The following is a 26,677-nucleotide window of genomic DNA, read 5'->3' as shown; positions in this document are numbered from 1 at the left end:
TTGTCTCAAACCCCGCCTATTGCGTCTATTTGTCTAGATTCGGGCTTCATTGATACATGCTTCGATAGGCAAATTAAGTATAAAGGAGGGAACTGTCATACATAAAAGTATGACCTTATGTAAGCACTGTAATCGAAATTTTTCTGCTCGGGTGTGACTTCAATGTCATCAAATACCAGCAGGAATGCCATCGCTCAAGCACCAGACCGATCCGTCTATGGCGCAGACGATTGTTGCTTTACAGAGTGCCTTCGACGATTTTAGATATTACTATAGACTTCAGCGCTAGGTCTCAGATTGCAACACTCTCTATAAAATTGTCATGCATCGCGGCACTGCTTCGGTCAATGCTTCAAAAGTGCTGGGGCTAACGGGCGGCATTGGGACTGGCAAAACGACTGTGTCGAGCTACCTCGCCCATCGTTACGGGCTCCCTATTTTGGATGCAGACTGCTATGCCAGAGAAGCCGTGTTAGAGGGATCCGATCGGTGGCAGGCCATTGTGCGGCAGTACGGCCCAGAGATATTAAACGCAGGTAACACGCTCGACCGATCTAGGCTGGGTCAGATTATTTTTCAGGATGCGGCCCAAAGGCAATGGCTTGAGGCGCTGATTCACCCTTTCGTGCGGCAGCGTCTGAAGGAGATGCAGGAGGTTCTGGCAACGCAACCCGAGATCGTAATGGTTATCCCGCTGCTGTTTGAGGCAGGGATGACCGATTTGGTTTCTGAGGTGTGGGTTGTAACCTGTAGTCCCGAGCAGCAGCTCAGCCGTCTGATGCAGCGCAATCATCTTACACAACAGGAGGCCCAGGCTCGTATCGACAGCCAAATGTCAATGGCAGAAAAGTGTCGTCGCGCCGATGTCGTCCTAGATAATTCTGGCGCGCGCTCAGCCCTGTACGCGCAAGTTGACCGAGCTGTGCAGAAGCACATTTCTGATTAGCTTCTAGAGGCTACAGCGTAAACGTAAAGTCGCGAACGAGCATTCCGGGCACCTGAGCGCCGCCCAGCGATCGCCCCCCATAGGTATCCACATCTGCCACAAAGGCCTGAAAATCCGTCACCGCCTCCAAATTCTCGCCCAGAAATGCATAAAGGCTATCGTCAAAGCGCAGATCTTGGATGGGTGCCACAATCTCGCCGCCTTCTACCCAAAAACAGGCGTAGCGGGTCATGCCCGTGATACGTCCGCTGGGGCGATCGCTCCAGTTCAGATAGTGCAAATTCGAGAGATACAGTCCGGTATCGAGCTGCTTCAGAATGTCATCCGACGCAAGCATTCCCATAGAAACTTCTGGGGCACGGAGGCTTTCGCTGCTGTTGGCGGCATTGCTCGCGACGCCGTATTCTTTTGCAGTCCGGGCATTAACGAGAGTATTGGCGAGTGTGCCTCGATCGATCAGCAATACCTCTTCCGGCGCAATTTCGCCCAAGCTGTTGAAGCGGGGCACCGTCCCGCGACTAAAGTTTTCGCGCAGGGAGAAGAGGGGCGAGAGGGTTTTGCCTTCTCGCAGTTTGAGCAGAGCGCTGCCGCCCTGCCGCAGGGACGATTCGCTGACCGCCCCCCAGGAAAACATGGATAGAATTTCGGCGATCGCCGCCGGAGCCAAATAGGTACGATACCGACCGGGCGCGATGGTTTTGACGGGACGATCCATCACCTCAAGTTGGGCTTTGGAGGCTTCAATTTCAGCCTGGAACTGGTCTTGACTCCAGATTTGCCCCGCCAAAGTCGCTTTCACCGCTTTCTCCGATGGGGCAATCATGGAGTAGTCCAGGAAAAAAGTTTCGGTGGCGAACCAATGGCGCTGTCCGGCGGAGTTGGCGTTGGCGCGCAGAATAGAGCCAGAGGCATAAATTCCGGTAAAGTCTACGCCTTGGACGAGGGGCAAAATGGCCTGGGGCGCATCTTCAGGCGTCAAAAGCTGTCCGGGATAGACCTCGTGGCTGGAGCCGTAGTTTTGGGGCAGGACGAGGTACGGATCGGCGGGAAGTTGGGGGAGTTCTTGCCGCAAGTCTTGGAGGGCTTCTAGGGCGATCGCGCTGTCCACCGCCAAGCTCCCCGTGAAGGAGACCGAGGCCGTTGCCGTGCGTCGATCGTGGCTGAGGCGCAGGGACAGATCGCCATCGGTCACGGTTCCCACCTGGCGGACTTTGCCGCGATTGAGCCGCATAAAATGGCTGTCTTCGCCAGACAAATCGATGGAAAGATGTTCTTCTGCGCCCAAGGTATCCAGCAGCAGATCGCAAAGCCGATTGAAAGACTGCTCCGGCTCTTGACTCATGCGACGCCTCCAAACACTTCGATATTGCTAAAAACGCAGGTGGGCGAGGCATGGCCGACGCGGATGGCTTGGTTGGGTTCGCCTTTACCGCAGTAGGGGGTGCCGTACATGGCGAGGGTGTGGCGATCGCCCACTTTCACCAAGCTCCGCCAAAACTGATTCGTCACGCCGCGATAGTTAGGGTTGCGGAGGGTTTTGGTCAGCTTGCCGTTTTCGATCAGCTTGGCGTACTCGCAGCCGAACTGAAATTTATTGCGGTAGTCGTCAATGGACCAGGAACGGTTGGATTCCATGTATACGCCGAATTCAACATCCCCGATCGTGTCTTCAAAGGTGCTGGTGCCGGGTTCTAGGTTCAGGTTTGCCATGCGATCGATGGGCGGACGGTTCCAGGAGGTGGCGCGGAAGTTGGCGACCCCAGGCACTTGGGAGCGGGTTTGGCTTTCTAGACTGCCCAGCCCTCGCAGCAATAGCCCTTCTTTAATGAGATACTCGCGCTGGGCGGGGGTACCGCCATCGTCAAAGGCGTAGCCTGCAAGTTCTCCGGGGACGGTAGGGTCGAAGGTGACGTTCATGAGGGGCGACCCGTAGACGAGGGTGCCGAAGTCAGAGAGTTTCACGAAGCTAGATCCGGCATAGTTGCGCTCGTCGCCCAGGATGCGGTCTAGTTCTAGAGGATGACCGATGCTTTCGTGGATTTGCAGCATCATCTGGTCGGGCGCTAGGACTAAGGTGGCGGTGGTGGTGGGACATTCTTCGGAAACCAATAGCTCTACGGACTGCTCTCCAATTTGGCGGGCGCGAGCCAGGACGGCGGCGGGGTCGAAGACTTCTACGCCTGCTTGGTAACAGCGGGCCAGTTGACCGTTATCGGTTCGCTTTTGGGTGACGGCTCCGTCTTGGGCGGTGGAAGCGTAGTCAGTTTCGACAAAGAAGAAGCGCTGGTATACGTCGGAACCGTTACTGCTGACAAACCGCTGTTCGGTTTCGACGGTTTGGGCCATAGCGCTGGTTTGTACCACTTTATCGGAGACTTTGAGGGTTTGGCAGACTTGAGTCAGCAGCCCGACGAGGTCTGAGACACTGATGGCGTCTGAGGGTTGCCCGACGGGGGAGGTATATTGCCCGACTGCTTTGGGGCGCACGTCTGCGGTGAAGGAGTGAATGGCCCAAGGGGCGGCGGCGATCGCCTGTTGTTGCGCTTGTTCTGCGGCGGCTTGGATGCCTGCGCGATCGAGGCGATTGGTGGCGGCATAGCCAAATTGCCCGTTGGCGAGGACTTCGACCATGACGCCCTGGGTGCGGGATTGGCGGTTGGCTTCGGGGTTGCCGTCGCGGACGTAGCGGGTGGATGCTTTTTCTGAAACTTGACGCAGGCCGACCCATTCGGCGTCTAAGGTCAGGTTATTGAGGGCTTTGTGTAGATCGAACTCCATAAGCTATTCCAGGCGGCAACCAGACAAATGTATGGGCTAGTCTAGCGTTTCCTGGAGGTGTGGTGCATGGCTGTAGTGCGTTTTAGGGGAAAGGATAGGGGCGATCGCTACTGCAAGAATATAGCTCTGACCTTAAATCCTCAAGAAAACGACGGGCTGGATTCAGAATGTTGGGCTTAGTGGTGCAGAAAACTCAAAGGAGCTGAAAGCTTTAGAAGACAGTCACCTTGGCAAACTCAATGCGAGTGTTCATCGCATCTCGCTTCTTGAGAGAGGCATAAGCAGGTGGTGGATTACATCGTGGCAAATATCTCAAGGGTGGCAGCGGTAATCTTTGATAGCACAACTGATTAATCCGTCTTAGCCCGATTTGCAGAAAACTCAATCCCCTGTGAGCATGCCAATCAATGGACTTTAGTGCGCCTTGAGCGATCGTTTCAATGGCAACGCAAATGGCAATAATGGTCGCAGCCGCCAGTAACATCAGCAGTCGGCTTAAAGCATGGGCATCTCTGAGTTTAGAACGAGGCAGTTCAAAGGCGGCAGACTTGTAATCCTTGAAATGGGGTTCAATGCCACCAAAACGTTGACCATATAGCGCGAAGGTTTGCACAGAAGGCGATTTATCTGTAATCACAGCCCAAGCCTCCTGGGCGATGGATAATCGAGCGGTCGCCAAATGACAGTGGATATCTTCAAGAATCGTGACATCAGAAAATAGAAAAGCTTGTTCAGGCTCTGGCAGCAGGTCAGCAACCGACTCGGTTTGAGCATTAGACAACGTGACCCTCAAATCGGATTTAGCGCGAATTGCCCAAGACCATTGATGGCTCCGTAGCCAACGAATTAACTCACCATGCTCAAAGCCTCGGTCAGCCAATAGTGTGATTTGACAATCAGCGGGTAAGACCGTCTCAGCCACATCCAGCACTGAGCAATAGTCCGCAAAAGCGACCGTAGCACTGCCATGCTTGAGCACCTTTTGAGCCAAAGGAAAAGAGCGCCCTCCCCAGGTCAGACAGACCTCTATCAGGCAATACTCATCCCACAGCATGCTTGTATCCAGGGTCAATGTCGTCGCCATGCCCGCCCACACTTGAAGAAATTGAAGCAGTAATGGAACATAGAATGTTTCTGAGGTGATCTTGGGATTATGAACGAAGTAGCTCAGTCGTTCCATGTGAGAGCGGGCTTTACAACGACGATGACTCAAATAAGTCAGCCAATGGCTTAAGCTGCCACTTTGGGCTTGGAGGATTGCAGCGATGTTTTCAGCAAACACAGTAAGGTGACGTTTATCTTTGGGTGTGACCCATTGACTCAGTTGAGTTTGCAGTTGACGATAGAGTTGAGGGGTTGACATAGGATTGCTCTGAGTTTGGGAACTTAAGCATCACATTGAATGCCCCTCTCTGTCACCTTTGACAGATTTGAATATTGCCTGCTGGTAAGGTCTTCATGACTTTTCTGCACCATCAAGGAATGTTGGGTTAAACGCAAGACTAATATCTGATTACAATAGGATTGGATTGCACGAGATTCAAGAATTGCATGGCAGCAAAAGATCGGTTCCATGAGGCTGTCAAAGTTGCGCTTCAGAAGGAGCAATGGATTATTACGGATGATCCTCTGAGACTAGAAGTAGGAGGAGCAAAGTTTGAAATTGATTTAGGTGCCGAGCAGCTATTAGCAGCAGAACGAGCTGGTGAAAAAATTGCAGTTGAAATCAAGACATTCCTGGGGGAATCGCCTGTCACGGATTACCATGCTGCCTTGGGCCAGTTTCTTAATTACCGACTTGCCTTAGAACTGAGCGATCCAGAACGTCTGCTGTACTTGGCTGTCCCCGTTGCCGTACATGAAGCATTTTTTCGACGAGAATTTGCTCAAATTTCTGTAGAACGCTATGGAATAAAACGGATTATTTACGAGCCAGTCAATGAGGTTATCGTGCAATGGATACAATAGATCGCTATCGTCAGGCCATACAAACCCTTCTAACAAACTACATAAAAGTCCCGATTGCAAATGGCGAAATTGAATCGCAAGCTGTATTTGACACTCAGCGAGATCATTATCAGATAATGAATGTAGGGTGGGATGGCCATCGTCGAGTACACGGTTGCGTGCTGCATTTAGATATTAAGGATGGCAAAATTTGGGTGCAGCAAAATATGACAGAGATGCCCATCGCCCAAGAATTGATGACGTTGGGGGTAGCGAAAGAGGATATTGTGCTGGGGTTTCAGGCTGCGTATATGCGGGAATATACTGGGTTTGGCGTTGCATAGACCAGGCATCGGTCGGCAGATTCCAGCCATCTTCATCCAGAACCGATGCGCCTTGATAACGCCCCCATCATTTGCCGTGTTGCATTGCTAACGTTTTCAAGCTGACTGCAACCTCCCGGTCAAACAAAACATGGCGAAGCGCGATCGGTCGATCAAAAAATCCCCTAGAGCGCTCTAGGGGATTGTATTTTAGGCTAAAAGCCTCAAGGGCGAACGACGGGACTCGAACCCGCGGGATGGTGGTACCACAAACCACTGCCTTAACCACTTGGCTACGCTCGCCAAAGCTTTGATTAATATAACACCTCATTCTATTTTAGATCTAGTCTGCTGCCTGGGCCAGACGATGCCATCTCCCACACAGAAAGTATGGGTTTGCAGCCATTAGATGGAGCGTCAAGGGCAAACACTTTAACGTCCGTGGCCGCACGTTTAGGGAAGTTTTGGTTTGTTCGTCTGTGAAGCGCGGGATTGAGTGGATAATAGATCCGTAATGACGCAACCCTCCCCCCCCGAACGATTGTTACCGACGAAGTCGCGCCTTCCCCTCAAAATGACACAATGGGTGGGTTGCAGTGTAGTTTGCGGTCTGGGCATAGCACTGATTGCCACCAATCCAAAGCAGGAAAGCTATACGGAATTTGCCACGCAAACGGTTTCTCGGTTTTTAATCCGCGACCTCTGCCGGGCCAACGACCAAACGCCTAAACTGTTTGACACGCTCCTCAAGGACAGTTGTCAAGCCTTTATGCAGCAGGGAAAAACCGAAATTCGCGCCTTTATTGCCCACAACACCGAGCGTCAAGATTTTTTCCTATTCAGCCTCTATACCACTGAGTTCCCCATTCGTCCCCTGCGGGTGCTGGGCATTGGCAATCAGTTCTTCCTCATTTCTTAGGGTTCTAGCCGGACGGAACCCTGACGCAAAATCGTCCAGCCCTCCACCTTCCACTGGGCCACCGTAGAAGGAACGCGATCCTGCCCTAGCGGCAATTCCCATAAATCCATTGGAGGGGTCACCACAGACGGGAATGCTTCAGCAATCTCTATTAAGTTTTCTAAGGGTGGCTGACCGGAACGATTGAGGCTTGTAGTTGCCAGCGGCCCCGTCTGCTGCAAGATTGCTAGGGCCAGCGGCCAGTTTGGAACCCGAATGCCAATGCTAGTAGGATTCTCCGGGTTGACGGCATTGGGAACGCGATCGCCCTTGGGCAGCACCAACGTCAGCGCGCCAGGCCAATATTTTGCGGCAATGGCCTTCCATCTTGCCCGAGCCATAACATCCCCTCGGACAAAAGGCCAAAGATCCTCCGCCGTTGCAGCCATTAGAATCAGCGGTTTCTCGGGCGCGCGCTGCTTTGCGGCGTAAATGCTCGCTGCCGCCTCTGGGACGGCAGCAAGTGCTGGTACGGTATCCGTCGGGAACCCCACCAGTTGACCCGCGCGAGCAGCAGCAACCAATTCCGCAATGGAGACTTGAGGCACCGCTCTACCCTTGAATAAAGGCCGCAGAGAGGTCGGTATAGCTTTGGACAGCCTCGAGCAATGCCGCCTCCACTAGAGCGATGGGCAAACTTTCCACTTCCCGAGATGCGATCGCGCCGGAATCGTTGGAGTCTGGAATCCGCAGGCGCAGCGTGAGGCGATCGGACTCCATCTCCTTCGCGCCAATCACGGCCATGACCGGAATTTTGGCTTTTTCAGCATTGCGGATCTTTTTGCCGAGGCGATCGCCCCCTGAATCCACCTCAACCCGCAGTCCCTTTGCAAGGAAATCCGCTGCAACCTTCTGAGCAAAGGGAAGTTGCTCGTCGGAAACCGTCAGCAGCCGCATCTGAACTGGAGCCAGCCAGAAGGGGAAATTGCCCGCATACTGCTCGATCAAGATGCCGATCAGTCGCTCTAGAGACCCAAAGGGCGCGCGGTGAATCATGACCGGGCGTTTGCGGTTGCCGTCTTCGGCGACGTACTCCAAACCAAACCGCTCCGGCAGGTTGTAGTCTACCTGGACGGTACCGAGCTGCCATTCCCGTTCCAGAACATCTTGGAAAATAAAGTCCAGCTTCGGTCCGTAGAACGCCGCTTCGCCAATGCCCTCAAAATGATCCATACCCAGGGTTTCCACAGCGCGACGAATGGCAGTCTGGGCTTTGTCCCAGGCGTCATCACTGCCGATGTACTTGTCCGAAGCCGGATCGCGGAAGCTGAGGCGGGCGCGGAAGTTTTTGAGCTGGAGCTTCTCAAACACCGACAGAATTAAATCCACGACCTTGAGAAATTCGCTATCCAGCTGTTCCGGGGTCACGAATAAATGGGAGTCATCCACCGTAAAGCCCCGCACCCGCGTCAGCCCACCCAGCTCGCCAGATTGTTCGTAGCGGTACACCGTGCCAAATTCTGCCAGCCGGATGGGGAGTTCCCGATAGGAACGCAGTTCGCTTTGGTAGATCTGAATGTGAAACGGGCAGTTCATGGGCTTCATAACAAAGCCCTGCTCGGCTAGGCGATCGCCCTCGTTTTCGCTCATGAGCGGAAACATGTCTTCATGGTACTTTTGCCAGTGCCCGGAAGTCTTAAACAAATCCACTCGCGCGATGTGAGGCGTCACGACGGGCAGGTAGCCGCGCTTCACCTGCTCCTGTTTCAGAAAATCTTCCAGAAGAGAGCGCAGGATGGTACCCTTGGGGGTCCAAAGGGGCAGTCCAGGTCCGACCAGGTCTGAAAAGATAAACAGTCCCAGCTCTTTGCCGATTTTGCGGTGATCGCGGCGCAACGCCTCTTCTTTGCGACGCTTGTATTCGATCAACTGCTCTGGCGTTTCCCAGGCGGTGCCGTAGATGCGCTGAAGTTGAGCCTTGGTTTCGTCGCCGCGCCAGTAAGCCCCTGCCACGCTTTCTAACTCGATCGCCTTGGGGTTAAGCTCTGCGGTGGATTCGACGTGAGGCCCCGCGCAGAGATCCCACCACTCTTCGCCCAAGTGATAGAGGGTGATGGGTTCTTGCAGCCCTTCTAAAATTTCTAGCTTGTAGGGTTCGTCGAGCGCCTGGATGCGCTGTTGGGCTTCAGCGCGAGATACTTCTTCGCGTCGAACGGGCAGTTTGCGATTGATAATTTTAATCATTTCCTTTTTGATCGCCTTCAGGTCCTCCTCAGAGAACGGCTGGGGGCTATCGAAGTCGTAATAAAAGCCATTCTCAATCCAAGGTCCGATCGTGACCTGCACCCCCGGAAATAGCTTTTGCACGGCCATTGCCATCACGTGAGACGCGGTATGGCGAATGCGCTTGAGGGTTTCCGATTCGCTGGTCTTGGGCAGCGTAATTTTCTGAGTTGACGATTCAGGCTGGACAGACATGGGCGGAGGACGCTAACGACGAAGAATAGGAATAGATAACCTCCATCTTATCGAAGGTGGCACTGCTGCGTCGCTTTAATTTTGCGGAATCAGGCACGCTCAATGATTCGAACGAGCGACGCCGAGCCGAACTGGCACTTTGCCCGAGACTGTTTTTGCTTCAGCCGAATCGGTCAGCGCTAGACGATGTACAATAACTCATGGCTTTGTCTAGAAATGCCTTAGGGAGAGGTGGCAGAGCGGTTGAATGCGGCAGACTCGAAATCTGTTTTGGGGCAACTCAACGGGGGTTCGAATCCCCCCCTCTCCGTTTTCATAACTCGCTTCCAGGCTTCCTTAGAGCGCGACTATCCTCAGTCGGACGCGCTTACTCGGGGCTTAATCTGCTGGCGCAGTAATGATGCAATGGTCACAGCGGTACGGCTAATTCCTGTAGCGGTGGGATTCTATGCTCTTTCCAGCGTAAGATTGCCTATGCCTGTTTATTTAATCCACGATCCTTAGCATCAAACTAAGCAACCTTTATGCATACAATAGCTGATTGTTGATTTTGTCAGCCATTAATGCACTTACCAAAATACCAATCCGTTGTGCGACTTCATAGGCGCTTTTCTGAGGCACAATGATAATCCCACAATGCTGTTTGCCTTCCTCCATGTATTGAAGATGCAGTCGCTCAAAATCAACTCGGTTATGGGTCAGAATACATCGTCCTAATGAAGTTGCGAATTCAAGTTGTTCGCGATCGGTTTTACCGAGGGTGGCTTGTTCAGGAACTGTTGTAATATCCAAACCACGAGAGCGCAAGAGCGTAGCAACCAATGCCGACATATCCTCGTCTGTATAAAGCGCGGCAAAGATGGTCATAGTGTGGCTAATGTGGCCTTGACCGAGGGATGAATCAATTCGTTGGGCACTTGGTTCCGTTCAATGTAATGATCGATCTCGGATTGATTGTCGAGATAAAAACTTAATGCATCAAACACCTGTGCCAGTGTTAAATGAGGCAAGTGATTGAGGATTTCTTCTGGCATGATGCCTAAGCGCCATAGACCAACGATGGCGCGGATAGAGGTCCTTGTGCCGATAATGATTGGCTCTCCACCTAAAATTTCAGGATTGCTCGTAACGTAGCGGGAAGAGGTTTCAGCAAGCATAGGACAAATGGCTCAGGTTGACTGGCGTTTAATCTAGTTTATCAATAGGCTCAGTCATTGTGTGGATTGGGTTGCCTGTGAGTATGGCGATCGCCCTAGCATTAGCAGACGAACATGCATTTGGAGCCGGCAGAAAATTCGGCTGTAACGGGATCGCCAACCAAAGCTCAACAGACGCAATCGCCTTCTTTAGCTTCAGCCACAAAGCGATCGCGTTTCCAGTGCATTCAGGGCAAGGGGAAGCGATCGCCAGCCCAAGTTAGCTTGAAGAAACCCGTTTGAGATTAGGTTTGCTACCGTCACAACCTTGTATCTTAGAATTATGGGGCTTTTGGGTGTGTAGAGCTGTTTAATGAGCAAAACTTTAATCGATCTGTATCGAATGGGTAATGCGATTTCTCCCAGGATGGATAATGTGCGTCCTCAGGATGTTGAAAGTTATGAAAAAGATGGCGAAATTTGGGTTATCGAGAATTCTGGAGGAATTTCTACTTTTGCAACTCTAGGAGCAGGAAAAAACTGGTGGAAGTTAGATCGGGGGGCTATTATTCCTGATGCGCTCACCCTTGTGAATGACTATGGAAATCATTGGGCTTGGGAGCCAGCGTGTACAATGAGGTTAGACGACTATAAGGCTGCGCTGCAATCTATAGCAGCAAAGTTCTATAAGATGAGTTAGAGGGTAAAACCTAATGAATTTATCGCCAAAAGCAATTCGGTTTATTGTTGATGCCCTTGATTTCCAAATCAATGCATATCAGGAGCGTCTTAGCAAAGTACTGGATGAGGATGAGGTTGCAGATATTACGAATGATTGCTTATTTTTAGAAGCGATTCGTGGAGATTTGGCTCAAATGCTTGAGTCAAAAGTTCCAGTTTCGTAATTTGTGGCGATCTTTTTATTGATTTTTTTGGCGATCGCCCTTTTTTAGCCAAAAACTAATACTCAGATCGCCAACCAAAGCTCAACAGACGCGATCGCCTTCTTTAGCTTCAGCCACAAAGCGATCGCGTTTCCAGCGCATTCAGCGCAAGGGGAAGCGATCGCTGGTTCAAGTTATTTTGAGGAAGTTTAAAGTTGAGTTGACGTTAGGAAACTCAACCTACCTGACTTTACGGACAGGCAGACCCGCACCTGATAGGCCAACAAACTCTTGTTCCACCGCCTTCTGGCCATATACAGCACTCACATGTTGTCCCTTCTGCGTCTAGCGTTATGTGGTCACTTAGAATATTAACCTGTTCTCCCCTATCCACAGAACCTGCATGGACACCATTAAATTCTCCATTCTTCCAATTAAAACACATTTCTACGCCGTCTAAGGCTAAAATTACTTCCCCATCCCCAGTTGCTGGGCGGGGTGGGCTATTGAGGGTAATAGAAATCATATTTTCTCCTATGTTTGATCTAAGAAAGCTTCTATAAATAGCCATTCTCACAATTCAAATTCATAAGAACTACTGCTTACAGAAAAACTTCTTAACAGTTAATGGCGATCGCTTGTTCACTACAGTTGCATTAAACCTACTAAGTAAGATACAGTTCAGGCTTCTAAAAATCTATTCGCCATTTGACCCATCTGTTTGTGATTTTTTTGTTACATTAAATTGTAGGCTTCAGAAAAGTCTGGCTTAATTTAATTCTGAAGCCTTACTTTCAAGAATCGCGTATAAGTTTATGAAAGAGTTGGTGTTTAGCGATACAAAAAATCTATGGCAAAGTATTCAGCAACTCTATACGCTTCGCAATCCAGATACATTTGGGGTGGATGCACTCTCAGTTCTAAATCAGGGTAGTCCCCCAAATGTAAGGATAAGATCATAAAGACCTCTTTAGCGCCTTACGATCAATGCCAAGTTGCCCAAGCTGCGAATCGACAAACGTTGTCAAAAACGGTTTTATCCATAACGGGAATCAAAATCACAAGTGCAAAACTTGCGGTCGCCAGTTCGTTGAGGCCCCTAAGCAAAAACTGATCTCTCAAGTGACCAAAGACCTCATCGATAAACTCTTACTCGAAAAGATACCGCTTGCCGGGATTGCGAGGGTTTGCGATGTTTCCGAAACATGGTTGCAGGACTATGTTAACTGCAAATATGAGTCGATTCCTCGACAGGTCAAAGTGTCCTCTAAAAAAAAGGGCCGTTGACCCTTCAGTGCGATGAAATGTGGTCGTTTGTCGGCGATAAAGGCAACAAACAATGGATTTGGCTTGCTCTGGATGTCGAGACCCGCGAAATTGTCGGGGTTCATGTCGGCGACCGCTCTGAACAAGGAGCGAGAGCGCTTTGGGCTTCGTTGCCTGGGATCTACCGTCAGTGTGCAGTGGCCTACACAGATTTTTGGAGTGCCTACGCCCTTGTGTTCCCTGATAAGCGTCACAAGGCTGTGGGCAAAGAGACAGGCAAAACGAGTTATATTGAGCGTTTCAACTGTACGATGCGCCAACGAGTCTCACGATTAGTGCGTAAAACCCTCTCTTTTTCTAAAAAACTGGAAAATCACATTGGAGCCATCTGGCTCTTTGTTCACCACGACAATGCATCCTTACTTGTTTAGGACTACCTAAATCAGATTGTCCCCAGCGATATTCCATGTTTCCACGTCATTCACTCTCAAGGGCTTCAAATTTCTCATAGCCATCTACCCGATTTTCCTGGCTTAACTGCTGCTCAAGAAAGAGAAATGTCCGAACATTTCGGCGAGCATCCAATCACCCGTAATATGCCGCAAACCCTCAATGGAGCCTATAAAGTTTCAGATTTTGTCAGTCAAGAGGAACTTTATTGCCTTGAGGGGGTATATCAAAGGTTTATGCGATCGTTTAACCTTGAAGACCAGATGACTCTTTTCTTGCCAAATGTAACTCCTGTGGGCTGGCATCAACTTTCGCAGGTAAAAGCAACTTTAGTCGGAGCCTCGCTAAATCGAAGTCAGCGTAGTTTTACAGAAAGCGATCGCCTCATCCTAAATCTCCTTCGTCCTCACCTATTTCAAGCCTATTGCAATGTTCAACACTATCAGCTACTACAACAGAAGTTAAGCCAACTCCAGCAGACCCTCAATTACCTTGATTTGGTCATCCTAAATGCTGACGGGTGTATACAATCGATTGCACCCCAATCCATACGATGGCTAGAAACCTATTTTTCAAAACCCACCTGCTCCCATCAACTCCCAGACCATCTATGGTCATGGGTTAAACATCAAATCGCTGGACTCACTAAACATCCAGACCACCCCAAAGCTTGTTCGCCATTACGAATTCAGCAGGCAGGCAAAGAATTAGTGATTCGTTTAGTCATCGAACAACTGGGGGCGCGATATCTACTTCTGCTCGAAGAACAAACGCTATCCCCAATGAATTCCCTAGCCCTACTAGGGTTAAGCCAACGCGAAACCGAGGTTTTAGCTTGCGTGATACAGGGCAAAAACAATAAGGCGATCGCCACTCACCTCAAATCAACGTCTGCAACGTCTGCAAACATCTGGAAAGTATTTATAGCAAATGGGGGGTGCATAGCCGGACAGAGACGATCGCCCAGGCATTAGCAAAACTAGGCCTTCTCAATTTGTCCCCCCTTAGCTGACGGTTCAAGCCTGAAAGGCTCTAAACGCCCATCCATCAGTGCTCAAAGGCAGTGCGACAAAACGCGATCGCTCAAAAACTACTCCCGTGCTCCTTAGGCAAGGTAATCTAAACTATGCCGCCCTACTGCATTATCAAGGATGAGCCTGCGTTTCTCCATCGTGGGATTCAATTCATTCTGGACAGCGTATAACCCCTACCCCTCCGCCCTAACCTATGTCAACGCTTCGATACGACTGGATGACTGCCGACATTCTTGACCTGCTCAACCTACCGCTCCTCGATCTGGTCTATCAAGCTCAAACCATTCACCGCCAACATTGGCAGGGCACGGATATTCAGCTCGCAACCCTCATGAGCGTCAAAACTGGCGGCTGTGCCGAAAATTGCGGTTATTGCTCTCAATCGGCCCACCATCCCACCGCAGTTAAGCCAGAACCATTCAAGACCGTCGATGAGGTCTTAACAGCAGCCCAAAAAGCAAAAGAACTGGGTTCCGATCGCTTTTGTATGGGCTGGGCGTGGCGCGAAATCCCCGACGGCAAGCAATTTGACGCCATGCTCGAAATGGTCGAGGGCGTGCGGCAACTGGGCATGGAAGCCTGCGTGACAGCAGGCATGCTCGCGCCGCTGCAAGCCAAACGCCTAGCCGAGGCAGGGCTGACAGCCTACAACCACAACCTAGATACCAGCCCCGAATACTACAGTCAGATCGTGAGCACGCGGACCTACGGCGATCGCCTCCAAACCCTCACCCACGTCCGCAACGCAGGCATCACCGTTTGCTGTGGCGGCATCATCGGCATGGGCGAGCAGCTCGAAGATCGCGCCCGAATGCTGGAGATCCTGGCTACAATGAACCCGCATCCCGAAAGCGTTCCCATTAACGCCTTGATGCCGATTCCAGGTACGCCACTGGCAGATCGGATCCACGTCGATTCCTTTGACTTAGTGCGAATGTGCGCCACAGCTCGGATCGTCATGCCTAAGGCTCGCGTCCGCCTCAGTGCGGGGCGCAGTCACTTAACGCCCGAAGCTCAAGTGCTTTGTTTTATGGCAGGAGCGAACTCGATTTTCTATGGAGAGACACTGCTCACGGCAGAGAACCCCGAACCAGACTGCGATCGCCAACTCTTAGAAAAAATTGGCGCCTTAAGCCCGACAAATGCTCGAACGGCATAAAAATAATGTTCGGCAATGTCCGCCAGAACTGGAGGCGTCGCCGTCACGCGGAGACTCGCACTGAGAGCCGAGTAGAATAGGGAAAGGTTCCGTGCAAATCGCCATCGCTCTATGATCGCTCCAGTTTCTGTTGAATTTATCGATGCCTTTGACATCATTGTGGTGGGGGCAGGCCATTCGGGGTGCGAGGCCGCGTTAGCTGCGGCGCGATTGGGCTGCAAAACGCTGCTGCTGACCCTGACTCTAGACAAAATTGCGTGGCAGCCGTGCAATCCAGCCGTGGGCGGGCCGGCCAAGTCTCAGCTCACCCATGAAGTAGACGCGCTGGGCGGAGAAATTGGCAAAATGGCCGATCGCACCTACCTGCAAAAGCGCTTGCTCAATAGCTCTCGCGGGCCTGCGGTGTGGGCGCTGCGGGCGCAGACCGATAAGCGGGAATACGCTGCGGTCATGAAAACCATCGTCGAAAATCAGGAAAACCTGACCGTCCGCGAAGGCATGGTGACGGACTTGGTGCTGGGACCTAACGCAGAAGTCGTGGGGGTGCAGACTTACTTTGGCGTCGCCTTTGAGTGCAAAGCCGTCATTTTAACGACGGGAACCTTTCTGGGCGGTCGCATTTGGGTGGGCAATAAATCCATGGCTGCTGGCCGCGCGGGTGAATTTGCCGCAGAAGGACTGACGGATACCCTCAACCGCCTCGGCTTTGAAACGGGACGGCTGAAAACGGGCACGCCAGCGCGGGTCGATAAGCGCTCGGTAGACTACAGCAAAATGGAAGAACAGCCCCCAGACGATGGCACGCGCTGGTTTAGCTTCGATCCTGACGCGTGGGTGGAGCGGGAGCAAGTGCCCTGCCACATTACGCGCACCACTGCCGCAACCCATCAACTCATCCGAGATAACCTGCACCTATCGCCCGTCTATGGCGGTTGGGTGGATGCCAAGGGGCCTCGTTATTGTCCCAGCATTGAAGACAAGATCGTGCGCTTTGCGGATAAGGAAAGCCACCAGATCTTTATCGAGCCAGAGGGCAGAGATATCCCAGAGCTTTACATTCAGGGGTTCTCGACGGGACTGCCCGAGACCTTGCAACTGCAAATGCTGCGATCGCTCCCCGGCCTAGAAAACTGCGCCATGCTTCGCCCTGCCTATGCCGTAGAGTACGACTACCTTCCCGCAACCCAGTGCTATCCCACCCTCATGACTAAAAAAATCGAGGGGTTATTCTGCGCGGGGCAAATTAACGGCACGACGGGCTACGAAGAGGCCGCCGCGCAAGGGATAGTGGCAGGCATCAACGCCGCCCGCTTTGTCCGCCATCAAGAGATGGTGGTGTTTTCCCGCGAGCAGAGCTATCTGGGTACGCTCATGGACGATCTCTGCACCAAAGATCTTCGCGAACCCTATCGAATGCTGACCAGTCGTTCGGAGTACCGCCTGATTCTGCGGTCCGATAATGCCGATCAGCGTCTGACGCCGTTGGGTCGAGAAATCGGCCTAGTTGACGATCGCCGTTGGGAATTATTCACCCGCAAGCAAGCCAATATCACGGCTGAGAAAGAGCGACTCCACGCCACGCGCCTGAAGGAACAGGATGAAGTGGGAATGGCGATCGCCGCCGAGACCGATCAGGCGATCAAAGGTTCGATTACCCTTGCGGATTTACTGCGTCGACCTAGCATTCACTATGTCGATTTGGAGCGGCACGGACTGGGAATTCCAGCTTTGGCAGCGTGCGAACAGGAAGGCGTAGAAATTGAAATTAAGTACTCCGGCTACATCAAGCGGCAGGAAAAACAAATCGAGTACACCAGCCGTCAAGAACATCGCAAACTGCCTATCAACCTAGATTACGGCAGCATTCAAACGCTGTCTATGGAAGCCCGCGAAAAACTGAATAAGGTTAAGCCGCTGACCATCGGTCAGGCGACTCGCATTGGAGGCGTTAACCCTGCGGATATCAATGCCCTGTTGTTTTACCTAGAAACCTCGTCTCGGTTAGCAACACAAGCCTAATGGGGAGAGGGCTAGAAAGCCTTCGTCAGGGTTGATTCGGATCGATTCCCAGCGCTCTGAGTTTTGTGGCCAAAGCGTCCGCTCGTTGGCGTTCTTGTTCAGCTCGTTGGCGCTCTTGCTCTGCGCGTTGATGCTCTTGTTCCGCTCGTTGACGTTCTTGCTCTGCTTGTTCTGCACTCCATAGGAGTAAATTTCCCGCCGCGTCCCACCACCGCAGCCAGTTCATCGTGTGACGGAGACGTTCGCCCGACCACAGGCCAAGCCACAGGTTTACCTCTGGAATATACACCCGTCCCCGATCGTCAGGTTCCTGCAACCGATAGCGTCCCTCCTGCAAGCATCGGACTTCCAGCCTGGACTCGTAGGGGTCGTAGGTGACATAGGTAGGCACCTGCAAAATTTGTTCGTAGAAGTAGAGCTTGCCGTAGGGCGGGGTGGACCGCACTGACAATTCGCCCCCCTCTTCGTCAGACAAAAACTCCATGACGATTGCGACAGGCTCGCCTTCTAGGTGTTGGGTATAGCTACGACGAATAATATCCTGGGCAACCGGATTGACGCGGGGCACGTACAGCCAATCCGGCGCTTTCACGACGGTCTTCTTATTGATGTTTGCCACCAGCCCAAAGTTGGAAACAATGAGCATTGCGGGTTTGATGTACCCTGCTGCGCCAAGGGCATCGGTGAGCGCAGCGGCGAGGAGCGGTTGTTGGATATTTTCCACAGGGTCGTCGGGCAAGACAAAATCGGCAGGCAGAGCTTCCCAGGTCACGCTGGGCGTTGTTGCACGAGGCGATGGAATCTGAAGTACCATGATGTTGCCCTCGATCGGACCTGCATGGGGGAGCTAGATTTCTTCTTTCTTTTCAATCTATTCCACGGTGACGGATTTTGCCAGATTTCTCGGCTGATCCACGTCTAACCCCCGCAGCGCTGCGATGTGATAGGACAGCAACTGGAGCGGAATAACGGTCAAGATAGGAGATAACAACTCGTCAATTTCGGGGACGGGCAGGAGCGTATCGAAAGTTTCTTGGGCTTCCTGCTCGTTCATGGGCGTGACTCCAATCAACTGAGCGTCGCGAGCGCGAGCTTCTTGGGCATTGGAAAGCACCTTTTCAAAGACCGTTCCCGGCATGGCGATCGCCACGACAGGCACCTTCGAGTCCAACAATGCAATGGGGCCGTGCTTCATTTCGCCAGCCGGATAGCCCTCAGCGTGGATGTAGCTGATTTCCTTGAGCTTGAGGGCACCTTCCAGGGCAATGGGAAAATTAATCCCGCGTCCTAGAAAAATAAAGTCTTGGGTATCTAAAAAGTTATGGGCTAAGGTTTCCACGTAGCGCTCTTGAATTTCTAAGACCTGTTCCACGAGGGCCGGAAGCTGACGCAAACCATCTAGAATTTCAACTATCCGTGCGGCTGGAAGGGCTTTGCGATAGTGAGCCAAGTCCAAAGCCAGCAAATAAAACGCAATCAGTTGGGCAATAAACGTCTTGGTCGCAGCCACCCCAATTTCAATCCCCGCATGGGTATCGATCAGGTGAGGCACCATGCGCCCCAGGGAACTCTCCGTCCGGTTTGTAATCCCCAACAGACGCGAGCGATAGGCATCGGTTCGATCGATGCGGCGCTGTTTTTCTAGCTCTAGGGCCGCCAAAGTGTCGGCGGTTTCTCCCGATTGCGTCACCCCAATCGTAAGGGTGTTCGCAGTAAGGGGGGAGGGAGCATAGCGAAACTCCGAAGCGTAATGCACCTGGGTCGGAATGCCCGCAACCTGTTCTAGGAGATACTTGCCCACTAGACTGGCATGCCAGCTCGTCCCGCAAGCCAGAATGTGGATGTGCTCTAGGTCGGCGTATAGTTCTGGGGGCAGACCGAGCCGCACCGGACTTCGGACGGCGTCAATGTCCCACGATTCATCCAGGTAAGTCTCCAAACAGGCGCGCACCACGCCGGGCTGCTCGTAGATTTCCTTGAGCATGAAGTGTTTGAACCCCTGTTTTTCCACCATGACTGGATTCCAGTTCAAGGTTCTAGGGGTTTTCCGGACGCGATCGCCGTTGAAGTGAAACACCTGCACCCCATCGGTGCTCAGGCGCGCAATTTCGCCATTGTCGAGGGGCAGAATGGTTTGAGTGTAGGGAATGAGCGCTGGCGTATCCGAGGCGCAGAAAAACTCGCCTTGGCCGTAACCAATCACTAAGGGAGCCTGCTGGCGGGCGACGATGATTTCATCCGGGAAGTCGGCGGAAATAACGGCGATCGCAAACGCACCTTGCAGCTCGTTCACCGCTTGACAAACTGCCTCTAGGAGGAGAGACCCTCCCAACGCATCGCCAGCAGGGTCGAGGGCCTTGAGGCGATCGGCAATCAGATGGGGAATCACTTCCGTATCGGTCTCGGAGCGGAAAGTATAGCCCTTTTGCCTGAGGGTTTCTCGCAGCTCTCGATAGTTTTCGATAATGCCGTTTTGAACCACGGCCAGCCGCTCCGCTTCATCGCGGTGGGGATGGGCATTATATTCCTCTGGTTTGCCGTGGGTCGCCCAGCGCGTGTGGCCGATACCCACAGAAGCTGGATATTCCCAATGCTCGAGCTTGTCTGCCAAATGATGCAGCTTACCCTTAGCGCGAATACAGTGCAGTTCTCCTTCCCACAGTGCGGCAATGCCCGCTGAATCGTATCCTCGGTACTCTAGCTTTTGCAACCCAGAGAGCAAGATCCGGCTTGCTTGCTGGGGTCCAATATAGCCAACAATTCCACACATAGAAGCACCTTTCTGCCGATCGGACACAAGCAACCGACGTCTAGACAAATAAAATGGTTGCTTTCAGCTGAAAGACCGACTCTCGGCGAGCCTCCCCATCGCTTCAACCAGACGTGCGGGTAAAACTAGGCAGCTCGACCCTCATCGCAGTCCCTGCCGACCTCTGACCTTCAGAACCGACCGTGCCAGCAGCAACAGAGGGAAGCGCGGGTGCAGGCTGAGTATGGACTGAAGACCAGGTAGATGATTCGAGGCGAATCCGAGACGTCGTCATCCGAATCGTGGCTAATTCGCGGTAACAGGCGAGCGGCCCCGTCAAGTCGATCGATTCTGGCGCAGACCAAGCACTGACGGGTAAAGGTTTGGGCGTTTTAGAGCAAGAGCGGGTTTCAATCGAAATTGAATCGTAACCGAAAGAAACGACGGACTCCGAAAACTTAGGGTTAGCGGACGCTACAGGGGCTGCATCCACGACCGACTGTGTTTTCAGCAGATCTTTATACTGCAGCACTCGCTGCTGCTGACGCCGCAGCTGCATTTTAAGATCTCGACAAATAGCTCCTAATTCGGAAATCTGAGCGGTTTGCCCGCGGGAAACTTGTTGCGCGTTGCATAGCTCGTCTTGCTTGTGCTGCAGCGCCAGATCGCGATTGGTGAGCTGCTCGGATAACGCATCGATTGCAGTCTGTTGGTACTGCAAGAGTTGGTGAGCGGTCTCTAACTCCAAGCGCAAGACAGTCAAGTTATCCTCTTGGGAGATGCAAGATAGGGGCAGCAAATGCTCTTGCCAATGAAGATAGGGCAAGCTGCTCTCTGCAACCTCAGAATTGTCGTCAGGGGGGAGCGGCTGGGCAAATTCGCCAGTAAACCAGGATTTAGGAGGCGTCAAATACTCGCCCAAGGATTCAGGGTCGAAAGATTCAGATAGAGACATATCCACACACCCGAAGCGTCGCTAGATTGGACTACAAATACTTTCAGAAGCGAGGGTAATAGCGTTAAATTACTTTTCGATCAAAGCATACATTACCCGGTTTTAGTCAAGCAGATTGCAGCGCACAACACGATCTTAAAAAATTGCCATATTTCGTATCATGACTCAATGCTGACTGTCTGCCCCTAAAGATAGAGATCTACACCCAATCTTTGCGCTTTTGAACGCCAATTAAGATCGACAGCATGGCTAAGATGAGCAGGCCCAGTTTGACCCAATGGCGGACAAAATTGACGGCGAAGGCATCGCCTTGATTTCGATTAAATCGATTCAGCAATTCCTCAGCTGCGGCGATCGCCCGACCTCGCTTTTCTTTCCACTGACTAAAGCGAGTCTGCCAGGCATCCAATTCTTTGCGATAAACCTTCGTTTTATCGGAATAAGCTGTCAAATCGTCCGAAAATTGCGTCGCTTCCAGCAATAGATTCTCCGGTGCGGCGGGAGGATCGCCAGGGCTTTTAGGTTTGAGCGGCTCCGGCTGACTGACGGCAGGATCGTACTCTAGATGGAGAGACGGAAATTCACACCGATCGAACAGCTGAGGCCCCATGCACTGGCAAGATACCTTATCCGCATCCTTCCAAGCTTTGCGGACTGAGTCTGGCTGCTTCCAACAGGGATCTCGGGCAACATCCCTGCCGATGCCTGAGAGCGTCACCATCGATTCGTAGGCCCAGCGGGTGATTGTCAGCTGGCTGATGGCCTGTCCAGCAGGACCAAGGGTGCGCAGGGGTAAAAAAGACCCGGCGAAGGTAATTTGCGGCACCAGAAACAAAATAGTGAGCAGCGGAGCCATATTTTGAGAGGTGGAAAGGGCAGAAACCAGCAGCCCCATCACCATTCCCCCAAGGGTCGATAAGAACAGGGTGATGTAGATGTAAAAACCCGTCTCCCACGTGCCTGGGAAATCGACGGCGATCGCCTTAGTACTGATAAATATGGCGGACTGATACAGCGCTAGAATGGCACTCAGACTCACTTTGGAGAGCACGTAGGGGACGATTTGCAACCCGATCATGCGCTCGCGCCGATAAATTTCCGACTCCTTCACGACTTCGCGCATCGTGCTCAAACTGCCGACGATCACTGCAATCAGAACTGTAATGAAGAGCAGCGTAAAGCACTGACTGGGGTCGCCCGTGTCGGAGTCGAACATATCGCGCCGCCACATCACAAAATCCAAAATCCCCAAGATAGGCGCGACGGCTAACAAAAAGAAAAAGCTAGGGCGATCCTGACGCAAAATGGTAAGGCTGCGTTTGGACAGGATGCGAAATTGTCGCCAGGGGGAGGGCTTGAGGGACTGTCTGAGTTCCGTCGGGAGGGGAGCAATGTCCGGACTCGACTGCACTTCGAGCAAAGAGATTTGTCGGTCGGCGACGTATTTCTGGTAGTACAGCGACTGCTGGTATTGCAGCGCCCACTCTTGAGGCGATCGCTCTTCTTCTACTTTGATATAAATTTCATCGAATTCTTCGACACCGAAGTAGTCGAGCGCGTCCTTCGGCGGGCCAAAATAGGCAACGCGACCCCCTTTTGCTAAAAACACCACCAAATCGCCGATCGCTAGATTTTTAGTGGTATGGGTAACCAACACCACCGTTCGTCCTTGACTGGCCATGCGCCGCAGCAGCCGCATCATTTGAAGCTCGGTACCGGGGTCGAGGCCTGACGTCGCCTCATCCAGAAAGAATAAACCCGGCTTGGTCAATAGCTCGACACCAATGGAAACTCGTTTGCGCTGACCGCCACTGAGGTTTTTAACAATGGTGTTTGCCTGTTCCCGAAGCTCCAAGTCCAACAGGACCTGGTGGACTTGCTGCTGCCGATCGGCCTCGGTCGTGTGCGGGGAAAGCCGCAACTGCGCGGCAAAACTGAGGGCTTGCTGTACCGTCAAGTCTTCGTGAATGATGTCGTCTTGGGGCACGTAGCCTAATTCGTTGCGGTAGGCATCGTAGTTTTGATACAAGCTATCGCCATTGACAAACACGCTGCCTCGGGTCGCCGGTCTGAAGCCACACAGCGCGTTGAGGAGGGTCGATTTACCAGCGCCGCTGACTCCGACGATCGTGACAAATTCTGTCGGTAAAATCGAGAGCGAAATATCGTCTAAGAGCTTCAGCCCGCCAACGCGGTAGACCAGATCGCATGCATCTAGTCTGAGTCGATGAATGGGAGCGGTTGGAGCTGGCTGGCTGAGCGATGGGGTTGATGTACGATTGTGCAAAGCGTCTCTCGAAGGTTCTGGGCTGGGATTCGGTTCGACGGATGCGGAGGCAAAGGCGTCTAAATTAAAGGTTAGCGTAACGCCTCCGATTCGAATTCGATCGCCGCTGGACAGGCCGTAGGGGCTATCGGGCAGAAGGCTGTGTTGGTTGACCCAGACTTCTGCTGCCGGATGTTTTTTTTCGACTGCAAATCCATCGCCCAGCCAAAATACAATGGCGTGAAAGGGCAAGATCGACGGATGATTTAACACCAGAAGATTAGAACGGTTTTGGCCGATGGTCAAACGGGTGCGGGGCGTTACCAAGAAAACCTCTTGGAGGTTGCGATCTTCTAGTCGTTGAAGTCGGGCAAGAACCATCAGTGTAAATTAGATCGGCAGCTGGAGTACGGGGGCGGCGATCGCCACGCTCAGCCCAGAATATCTCAACAGCGGTCCGGGAATTCAATAGCGAGACCAAAGGGTATTGCGGCGATAGAGACCTTAAGTTTAATTGCAAGCACGGCCTTGCGAACCCGACTCAAACCCAAAACTTAGGGGTGAGCAACGCCCACCCCTAAGTTAATTCAACTGTAAGGTTGCAAAGGTTGCAGTTGCCTAAACAACCGCAGCAACTTGCTTGAGGTCGCCCTTAGCATACTTACGAGCGTACTCATCCAAGCTAATTTGCTTGATTTTGCTTGCATTTCCAGCAGTCCAGAACTCTTGGTAGCGGTCTGCACAAACTTTCTGCATGTACTTAATGGAAGGCTTCAGGAAATGACGGGGGTCAAATTCGCTGGGTTTGGCTTCCAACGCTTCGCGGACTGCAGCCGTGATGGCCAAGCGATTGTCAGTGTCGATGTTCACCTTGCGCACGCCGCTCTTGATGCCCTTCTGAATTTCTTCGACTGGAACGCCGTAGGTTTCAGGGATTTGGCCGCCGTGTTGGTTGATGATGGCGATCAGGTCTTCCGGCACGGAAGAAGAGCCATGCATGACCAAGTGAGTATTGGGCAAACGCTTGTGGATTTCGGCAATGCGGCTGATGGCCAAAATTTCGCCCGTGGGTTTGCGGGTAAATTTGTAAGCTCCGTGGCTGGTTCCGATCGCCACTGCTAGCGCATCCACTTGGGTGCGCTCGACGAAGTCCACGGCTTCATCGGGGTCGGTGAGCAGTTGGGAGTGGTCGAGCTTGCCTTCAAAGCCGTGCCCGTCTTCTGCTTCGCCCATACCCGTTTCCAGGGAGCCGAGACAGCCCAACTCGCCTTCGACGGAAGCGCCGATGGCGTGAGCCACTTTGACGACTTCTGCGGTGACGGCAACGTTGTATTCGTAGCTAGCTGGGGTTTTTGCGTCGGCTTGCAAAGAACCGTCCATCATCACGCTGGTGAAGCCGTGTTTGATCGCAGAATAGCAGGTTGCAGGCTCGTTGCCGTGATCTTGGTGCATCACGATGGGGATGTGGGGGTAAGTTTCCACCGCAGCCAAAATGAGATGGCGCAAAAAGTTTTCGCCAGCATAGGAACGAGCGCCGCGCGAAGCTTGCAGAATCACAGGGCTATCCGTTTCGTTTGCGGCCTGCATGATGGCCTGGATTTGCTCCAAGTTATTGACGTTAAAGGCTGGAATGCCATAGCCGTTCTCAGCGGCGTGATCCAACAGTAGCCGCATAGGTACGAGCGCCATAGATGATTCTCCTCGTTATGGTATTGACGAACTTCGGGTTAAACGCGCTGAATTGTTACGTTAATCTTAAGCCATCTTATCCTGTTGAGGGCTTCCCGTTAACATTGCTTGTTTATAGCAAACATTAGTTGTTCTTAATGGACTGGAAAAATGGGTCGCCCGGGACTCGAACCCGGAACTAATCGGTTAAAAGCCGAGTACTCTACCATTGAGTTAGCGACCCGAGATGTAGCCTATGTCGTTCGGTAGCACAGTAATCAAAGGTAACACAGCGGGAACATCTGTGCCAACCTATATTGATTTTTTGTCAGCGCTTTGAGGCGGATGCCAAGTTGATGCGGACTGTTGCTTACCTGTATTATGACGCGGCCTGGGAAGACCGACCGAACCCGTCTGCGTGGGGGTGGCAGTTCGATGCAGTCTATGAAGATACCGATCCTCGGCGATCGCAGCTCCAGGCTCTCCTCGTGGAATCCATCCAAGACCCACCCGCCTTTCTGGTATTGCGGCATTTGGAAGAACTCGGCGATTCGCTGGCTGCCGTCACGCGCGCGCTTTCCCAGCTCGAATCTTTGGGGGTGTGCGTTGTGGCGCTGGAGCAAGCCTATCGATCGCAAGCGCCCGCCCGCGAATTAGACGGGCAGCATGTCGAATCAGCCCCCGAACGATTGGCGCTCTTCAACGGGATTCAGCAGCAGCAGCGCAGCCGTCAGATCCGGCAGGGGCACGCGCTCAACCGTCTGAAGGGGCTACCACCGCCGGGGAAGGCTCCCTACGGCTATCGGCGAGGTCGCGATCGCTACGCGATCGACCGCAGCGTCGCTCCGGTGTTGCGGGACTTTTACGATCATTTTTTAATCTACGGCTCCGTGCGCGGTGCGGTGCGGCACATTGCCAAAAAACATAACAAAAAGATATCGCCTTCCACGGGGCAGCGGTGGCTGACCCATCCGGTCTACCGCGGCGATCTGCTCCACCGAGCTGCCATCCAACCTGATACGCATCCTCCTATTCTGCTGCGGGCGGAGGCGGCCCAGGTGGATCGGCTGCTGCGCCGCAATCAAAGTGTGGCCCCGCGCGCGGCCAGCGCCCCGCGATCGCTCTCTGGCCTTGTAACCTGTCAGCAGTGCCAATCTTCCATGAGCGTGTCGCGGGTGACGAACCAGCGCCAAACCCGCGAGTATCTCTACCTGCGACCCACGACCTGCTCGCAGCGGCCTAAATGCAAAGCGCTGCAATACGAGGAGGTGCTCGCAAAAACGATTGAGACCATCTGTCAAACGCTGCCTCAAGAAGTGGCAGGGCTGACGCAAATCCCCCTGGATCGGATTGCGGCGGGGGTGATGGAGGCGATCGCCGACAAACAAAGGGCGATCGCCCAACTGCCAGATCTCGTCGAGCAGCAGATTTTAGACGAGAAAACGGCGAATTTAAGGACTTATACGCTCAGGGCAGAAATTGCCGAGCTGCAAAGTAAACTGGCGCAACTGCCGCCCGTCAATCTTTTAGAAACCGCCAAGACTGTCTCTATCCCTCAATTCTGGCAAGATCTTTCCGAACCCGAGCGACGCTTTTATTTTCGAGAATTCATCCGCAGCATCGAGATCGCGCGCGATGGGGCCCAATGGTCGATTCAGCTTAGGTTTATGTTCTAGTGGTGCAATCCTTCTACCGGACTCTAGCCCAGCCGTTTTCCAGAT

24 protein-coding genes and 3 tRNA genes are annotated in these 26,677 nt (G+C 52.6%); 13 read left to right on the top strand and 14 right to left on the bottom strand.

The window, feature by feature from the left end; translation table 11 throughout:
- Positions 1–322 precede the first annotated feature (322 nt).
- Positions 323–946: a dephospho-CoA kinase gene (gene coaE / locus R6H26_RS03185; RefSeq protein WP_404788252.1), complete on the top strand. Its 624-nt coding sequence runs from the start codon at positions 323–325 to the stop codon at positions 944–946.
- 10 nt (positions 947–956) lie between these two features.
- Here the strand turns inward: coaE and R6H26_RS03180 are convergent, their stop codons facing one another.
- From R6H26_RS03180 to R6H26_RS03170, 3 genes are all read right to left on the bottom strand, one after another.
- Positions 957–2,288: a TldD/PmbA family protein gene (locus R6H26_RS03180; RefSeq protein WP_404788251.1), complete on the bottom strand. Its 1,332-nt coding sequence runs from the start codon at positions 2,286–2,288 to the stop codon at positions 957–959.
- Entirely contained in the window at positions 2,285–3,724 is a 1,440-nt protein-coding gene (locus R6H26_RS03175; protein ID WP_404788250.1) for a TldD/PmbA family protein, read from the bottom strand. The genes R6H26_RS03180 and R6H26_RS03175 overlap by 4 nt, the downstream gene beginning before the upstream one ends.
- 211 nt (positions 3,725–3,935) lie before the next feature.
- A complete protein-coding gene (locus R6H26_RS03170) occupies positions 3,936–5,087 on the bottom strand; it encodes a transposase (RefSeq protein WP_404788248.1) in 1,152 nt (383 codons plus the stop codon).
- Between the two features lie 188 nt (positions 5,088–5,275).
- Here R6H26_RS03170 and R6H26_RS03165 point away from each other — a divergent pair, with 188 nt between their 5' ends.
- Positions 5,276–5,692 (top strand): XisH family protein, encoded by a 417-nt coding sequence (locus R6H26_RS03165; RefSeq protein ID WP_404788246.1) that lies wholly within the window; start codon positions 5,276–5,278, stop codon positions 5,690–5,692.
- The gene (locus R6H26_RS03160; RefSeq protein ID WP_404788245.1) at positions 5,680–6,015 is read left to right on the top strand and encodes a XisI protein; all 336 of its coding nucleotides are present in this window, start codon (positions 5,680–5,682) and stop codon (positions 6,013–6,015) included. The genes R6H26_RS03165 and R6H26_RS03160 overlap by 13 nt, the downstream gene beginning before the upstream one ends.
- Before the next feature lie 208 nt (positions 6,016–6,223).
- Here the strand turns inward: R6H26_RS03160 and R6H26_RS03155 are convergent.
- Positions 6,224–6,297 (bottom strand) — tRNA-His (locus tag R6H26_RS03155).
- A 211-nt stretch (positions 6,298–6,508) separates the two neighbouring features.
- Here R6H26_RS03155 and R6H26_RS03150 point away from each other — a divergent pair.
- Positions 6,509–6,913, top strand: coding sequence for a DUF4359 domain-containing protein (locus tag R6H26_RS03150; RefSeq protein ID WP_404788243.1), 405 nt, complete (start codon positions 6,509–6,511; stop codon positions 6,911–6,913).
- Here R6H26_RS03150 and R6H26_RS03145 read toward each other — a convergent pair.
- Both R6H26_RS03145 and thrS read right to left on the bottom strand, forming a co-directional pair.
- Complete coding sequence (locus tag R6H26_RS03145) at positions 6,910–7,500, bottom strand: L-threonylcarbamoyladenylate synthase (protein ID WP_404788241.1); 591 nt, start codon at positions 7,498–7,500, stop codon at positions 6,910–6,912. The two genes, R6H26_RS03150 and R6H26_RS03145, sit on opposite strands and share 4 nt — an antisense overlap.
- A 4-nt stretch (positions 7,501–7,504) precedes the next feature.
- Positions 7,505–9,370: a threonine--tRNA ligase gene (gene thrS, locus R6H26_RS03140; protein WP_404788239.1), complete on the bottom strand. Its 1,866-nt coding sequence runs from the start codon at positions 9,368–9,370 to the stop codon at positions 7,505–7,507.
- A 225-nt stretch (positions 9,371–9,595) separates the two neighbouring features.
- Here thrS and R6H26_RS03135 point away from each other — a divergent pair.
- Positions 9,596–9,680: transfer RNA gene (locus R6H26_RS03135), tRNA-Ser, on the top strand.
- Between the two features lie 212 nt (positions 9,681–9,892).
- Here the strand turns inward: R6H26_RS03135 and R6H26_RS03130 are convergent.
- Complete coding sequence (locus R6H26_RS03130) at positions 9,893–10,237, bottom strand: DUF5615 family PIN-like protein (RefSeq protein WP_404788237.1); 345 nt, start codon at positions 10,235–10,237, stop codon at positions 9,893–9,895.
- Positions 10,234–10,527, bottom strand: a complete 294-nt coding sequence (locus R6H26_RS03125; protein ID WP_404788235.1) for a DUF433 domain-containing protein — start codon at positions 10,525–10,527, stop codon at positions 10,234–10,236. Before R6H26_RS03125 ends, R6H26_RS03130 begins: the two co-directional genes overlap by 4 nt.
- Positions 10,528–10,586: 59 nt before the next feature.
- Between R6H26_RS03125 and R6H26_RS03120 the strand changes: the two genes are divergently transcribed.
- The 7 genes from R6H26_RS03120 to mnmG all read left to right on the top strand — a co-directional run bounded on the left by R6H26_RS03120 (position 10,587) and on the right by mnmG (position 17,318).
- A complete protein-coding gene (locus R6H26_RS03120) occupies positions 10,587–10,790 on the top strand; it encodes a hypothetical protein (protein ID WP_404788233.1) in 204 nt (67 codons plus the stop codon).
- A gap of 89 nt (positions 10,791–10,879) precedes the next feature.
- The gene (locus R6H26_RS03115) at positions 10,880–11,206 is read left to right on the top strand and encodes a hypothetical protein (protein ID WP_404788231.1); all 327 of its coding nucleotides are present in this window, start codon (positions 10,880–10,882) and stop codon (positions 11,204–11,206) included.
- A gap of 13 nt (positions 11,207–11,219) precedes the next feature.
- Complete coding sequence (locus tag R6H26_RS03110) at positions 11,220–11,411, top strand: hypothetical protein (RefSeq protein WP_404788230.1); 192 nt, start codon at positions 11,220–11,222, stop codon at positions 11,409–11,411.
- Between the two features lie 966 nt (positions 11,412–12,377).
- Positions 12,378–13,087 (top strand): IS1 family transposase gene (locus R6H26_RS03105; RefSeq protein ID WP_404788229.1). Its coding sequence is split into 2 segments (ribosomal slippage): positions 12,378–12,675 and positions 12,675–13,087, totalling 711 coding nucleotides; the frame shifts between segments, so codons are not numbered across the junction.
- Between the two features lie 126 nt (positions 13,088–13,213).
- A complete protein-coding gene (locus tag R6H26_RS03100) occupies positions 13,214–14,080 on the top strand; it encodes a LuxR C-terminal-related transcriptional regulator (protein ID WP_404788227.1) in 867 nt (288 codons plus the stop codon).
- A gap of 253 nt (positions 14,081–14,333) precedes the next feature.
- Positions 14,334–15,299: a biotin synthase BioB gene (bioB, locus tag R6H26_RS03095; RefSeq protein ID WP_404788225.1), complete on the top strand. Its 966-nt coding sequence runs from the start codon at positions 14,334–14,336 to the stop codon at positions 15,297–15,299.
- Between the two features lie 111 nt (positions 15,300–15,410).
- The gene (gene mnmG, locus R6H26_RS03090) at positions 15,411–17,318 is read left to right on the top strand and encodes a tRNA uridine-5-carboxymethylaminomethyl(34) synthesis enzyme MnmG (protein WP_404788223.1); all 1,908 of its coding nucleotides are present in this window, start codon (positions 15,411–15,413) and stop codon (positions 17,316–17,318) included.
- A gap of 25 nt (positions 17,319–17,343) precedes the next feature.
- Here the strand turns inward: mnmG and R6H26_RS03085 are convergent, their stop codons facing one another.
- The 6 genes from R6H26_RS03085 to R6H26_RS03060 form a co-directional block, all read right to left on the bottom strand.
- Positions 17,344–18,132, bottom strand: a complete 789-nt coding sequence (locus R6H26_RS03085; RefSeq protein ID WP_404788221.1) for a Uma2 family endonuclease — start codon at positions 18,130–18,132, stop codon at positions 17,344–17,346.
- Between the two features lie 57 nt (positions 18,133–18,189).
- Positions 18,190–20,088: a glutamine--fructose-6-phosphate transaminase (isomerizing) gene (glmS, locus tag R6H26_RS03080; protein ID WP_404788219.1), complete on the bottom strand. Its 1,899-nt coding sequence runs from the start codon at positions 20,086–20,088 to the stop codon at positions 18,190–18,192.
- Positions 20,089–20,191: 103 nt separating this feature from the next.
- Positions 20,192–21,022 carry a hypothetical protein gene (locus tag R6H26_RS03075; RefSeq protein ID WP_404788217.1) on the bottom strand — a complete coding sequence of 277 codons (831 nt, stop codon included), beginning with the start codon at positions 21,020–21,022 and terminating at the stop codon, positions 20,192–20,194.
- Between the two features lie 199 nt (positions 21,023–21,221).
- Positions 21,222–23,669 (bottom strand): ATP-binding cassette domain-containing protein, encoded by a 2,448-nt coding sequence (locus R6H26_RS03070; protein ID WP_404788215.1) that lies wholly within the window; start codon positions 23,667–23,669, stop codon positions 21,222–21,224.
- Between the two features lie 237 nt (positions 23,670–23,906).
- Entirely contained in the window at positions 23,907–24,977 is a 1,071-nt protein-coding gene (gene fba / locus R6H26_RS03065) for a class II fructose-bisphosphate aldolase (RefSeq protein ID WP_404788214.1), read from the bottom strand.
- Positions 24,978–25,128: 151 nt separating this feature from the next.
- Positions 25,129–25,200 (bottom strand) — tRNA-Lys (locus R6H26_RS03060).
- Between the two features lie 73 nt (positions 25,201–25,273).
- Between R6H26_RS03060 and R6H26_RS03055 the strand changes: the two genes are divergently transcribed.
- On the top strand, positions 25,274–26,632 hold the full coding sequence (locus R6H26_RS03055; RefSeq protein ID WP_404788212.1) for a recombinase zinc beta ribbon domain-containing protein: 1,359 nt from the start codon (positions 25,274–25,276) through the stop codon (positions 26,630–26,632).
- The last annotated feature ends 45 nt before the right edge of the window (positions 26,633–26,677 follow it).

It is taken from the genome of Altericista sp. CCNU0014, assembly GCF_044923475.1.
Classification (GTDB): domain Bacteria; phylum Cyanobacteriota; class Cyanobacteriia; order Thermosynechococcales; family Thermosynechococcaceae; genus JAAURS01.
This window is presented reverse-complemented; position numbering and strand designations above follow the sequence as displayed.

What these genes read in the sequence shown, in the direction of transcription:
- R6H26_RS03130 (WP_404788237.1), bottom strand. Translation starts at nt 10,237, where the DNA reads ATGACCATCTTTGCCGCGCTTTATACAGACGAGGATATGTCGGCATTG.
- thrS (WP_404788239.1), bottom strand. Translation starts at nt 9,370, where the DNA reads ATGTCTGTCCAGCCTGAATCGTCAACTCAGAAAATTACGCTGCCCAAG.
- R6H26_RS03115 (WP_404788231.1), top strand. Translation starts at nt 10,880, where the DNA reads ATGAGCAAAACTTTAATCGATCTGTATCGAATGGGTAATGCGATTTCT.
- R6H26_RS03160 (WP_404788245.1), top strand. Translation starts at nt 5,680, where the DNA reads ATGGATACAATAGATCGCTATCGTCAGGCCATACAAACCCTTCTAACA.
- fba (WP_404788214.1), bottom strand. Translation starts at nt 24,977, where the DNA reads ATGGCGCTCGTACCTATGCGGCTACTGTTGGATCACGCCGCTGAGAAC.
- R6H26_RS03100 (WP_404788227.1), top strand. Translation starts at nt 13,214, where the DNA reads ATGTCCGAACATTTCGGCGAGCATCCAATCACCCGTAATATGCCGCAA.
- R6H26_RS03085 (WP_404788221.1), bottom strand. Translation starts at nt 18,132, where the DNA reads ATGGTACTTCAGATTCCATCGCCTCGTGCAACAACGCCCAGCGTGACC.
- R6H26_RS03165 (WP_404788246.1), top strand. Translation starts at nt 5,276, where the DNA reads ATGGCAGCAAAAGATCGGTTCCATGAGGCTGTCAAAGTTGCGCTTCAG.
- glmS (WP_404788219.1), bottom strand. Translation starts at nt 20,088, where the DNA reads ATGTGTGGAATTGTTGGCTATATTGGACCCCAGCAAGCAAGCCGGATC.
- coaE (WP_404788252.1), top strand. Translation starts at nt 323, where the DNA reads ATGCATCGCGGCACTGCTTCGGTCAATGCTTCAAAAGTGCTGGGGCTA.
- mnmG (WP_404788223.1), top strand. Translation starts at nt 15,411, where the DNA reads ATGATCGCTCCAGTTTCTGTTGAATTTATCGATGCCTTTGACATCATT.
- bioB (WP_404788225.1), top strand. Translation starts at nt 14,334, where the DNA reads ATGTCAACGCTTCGATACGACTGGATGACTGCCGACATTCTTGACCTG.
- R6H26_RS03075 (WP_404788217.1), bottom strand. Translation starts at nt 21,022, where the DNA reads ATGTCTCTATCTGAATCTTTCGACCCTGAATCCTTGGGCGAGTATTTG.
- R6H26_RS03180 (WP_404788251.1), bottom strand. Translation starts at nt 2,288, where the DNA reads ATGAGTCAAGAGCCGGAGCAGTCTTTCAATCGGCTTTGCGATCTGCTG.
- R6H26_RS03125 (WP_404788235.1), bottom strand. Translation starts at nt 10,527, where the DNA reads ATGCTTGCTGAAACCTCTTCCCGCTACGTTACGAGCAATCCTGAAATT.
- R6H26_RS03150 (WP_404788243.1), top strand. Translation starts at nt 6,509, where the DNA reads ATGACGCAACCCTCCCCCCCCGAACGATTGTTACCGACGAAGTCGCGC.
- R6H26_RS03070 (WP_404788215.1), bottom strand. Translation starts at nt 23,669, where the DNA reads ATGGTTCTTGCCCGACTTCAACGACTAGAAGATCGCAACCTCCAAGAG.
- R6H26_RS03110 (WP_404788230.1), top strand. Translation starts at nt 11,220, where the DNA reads ATGAATTTATCGCCAAAAGCAATTCGGTTTATTGTTGATGCCCTTGAT.
- R6H26_RS03175 (WP_404788250.1), bottom strand. Translation starts at nt 3,724, where the DNA reads ATGGAGTTCGATCTACACAAAGCCCTCAATAACCTGACCTTAGACGCC.
- R6H26_RS03170 (WP_404788248.1), bottom strand. Translation starts at nt 5,087, where the DNA reads ATGTCAACCCCTCAACTCTATCGTCAACTGCAAACTCAACTGAGTCAA.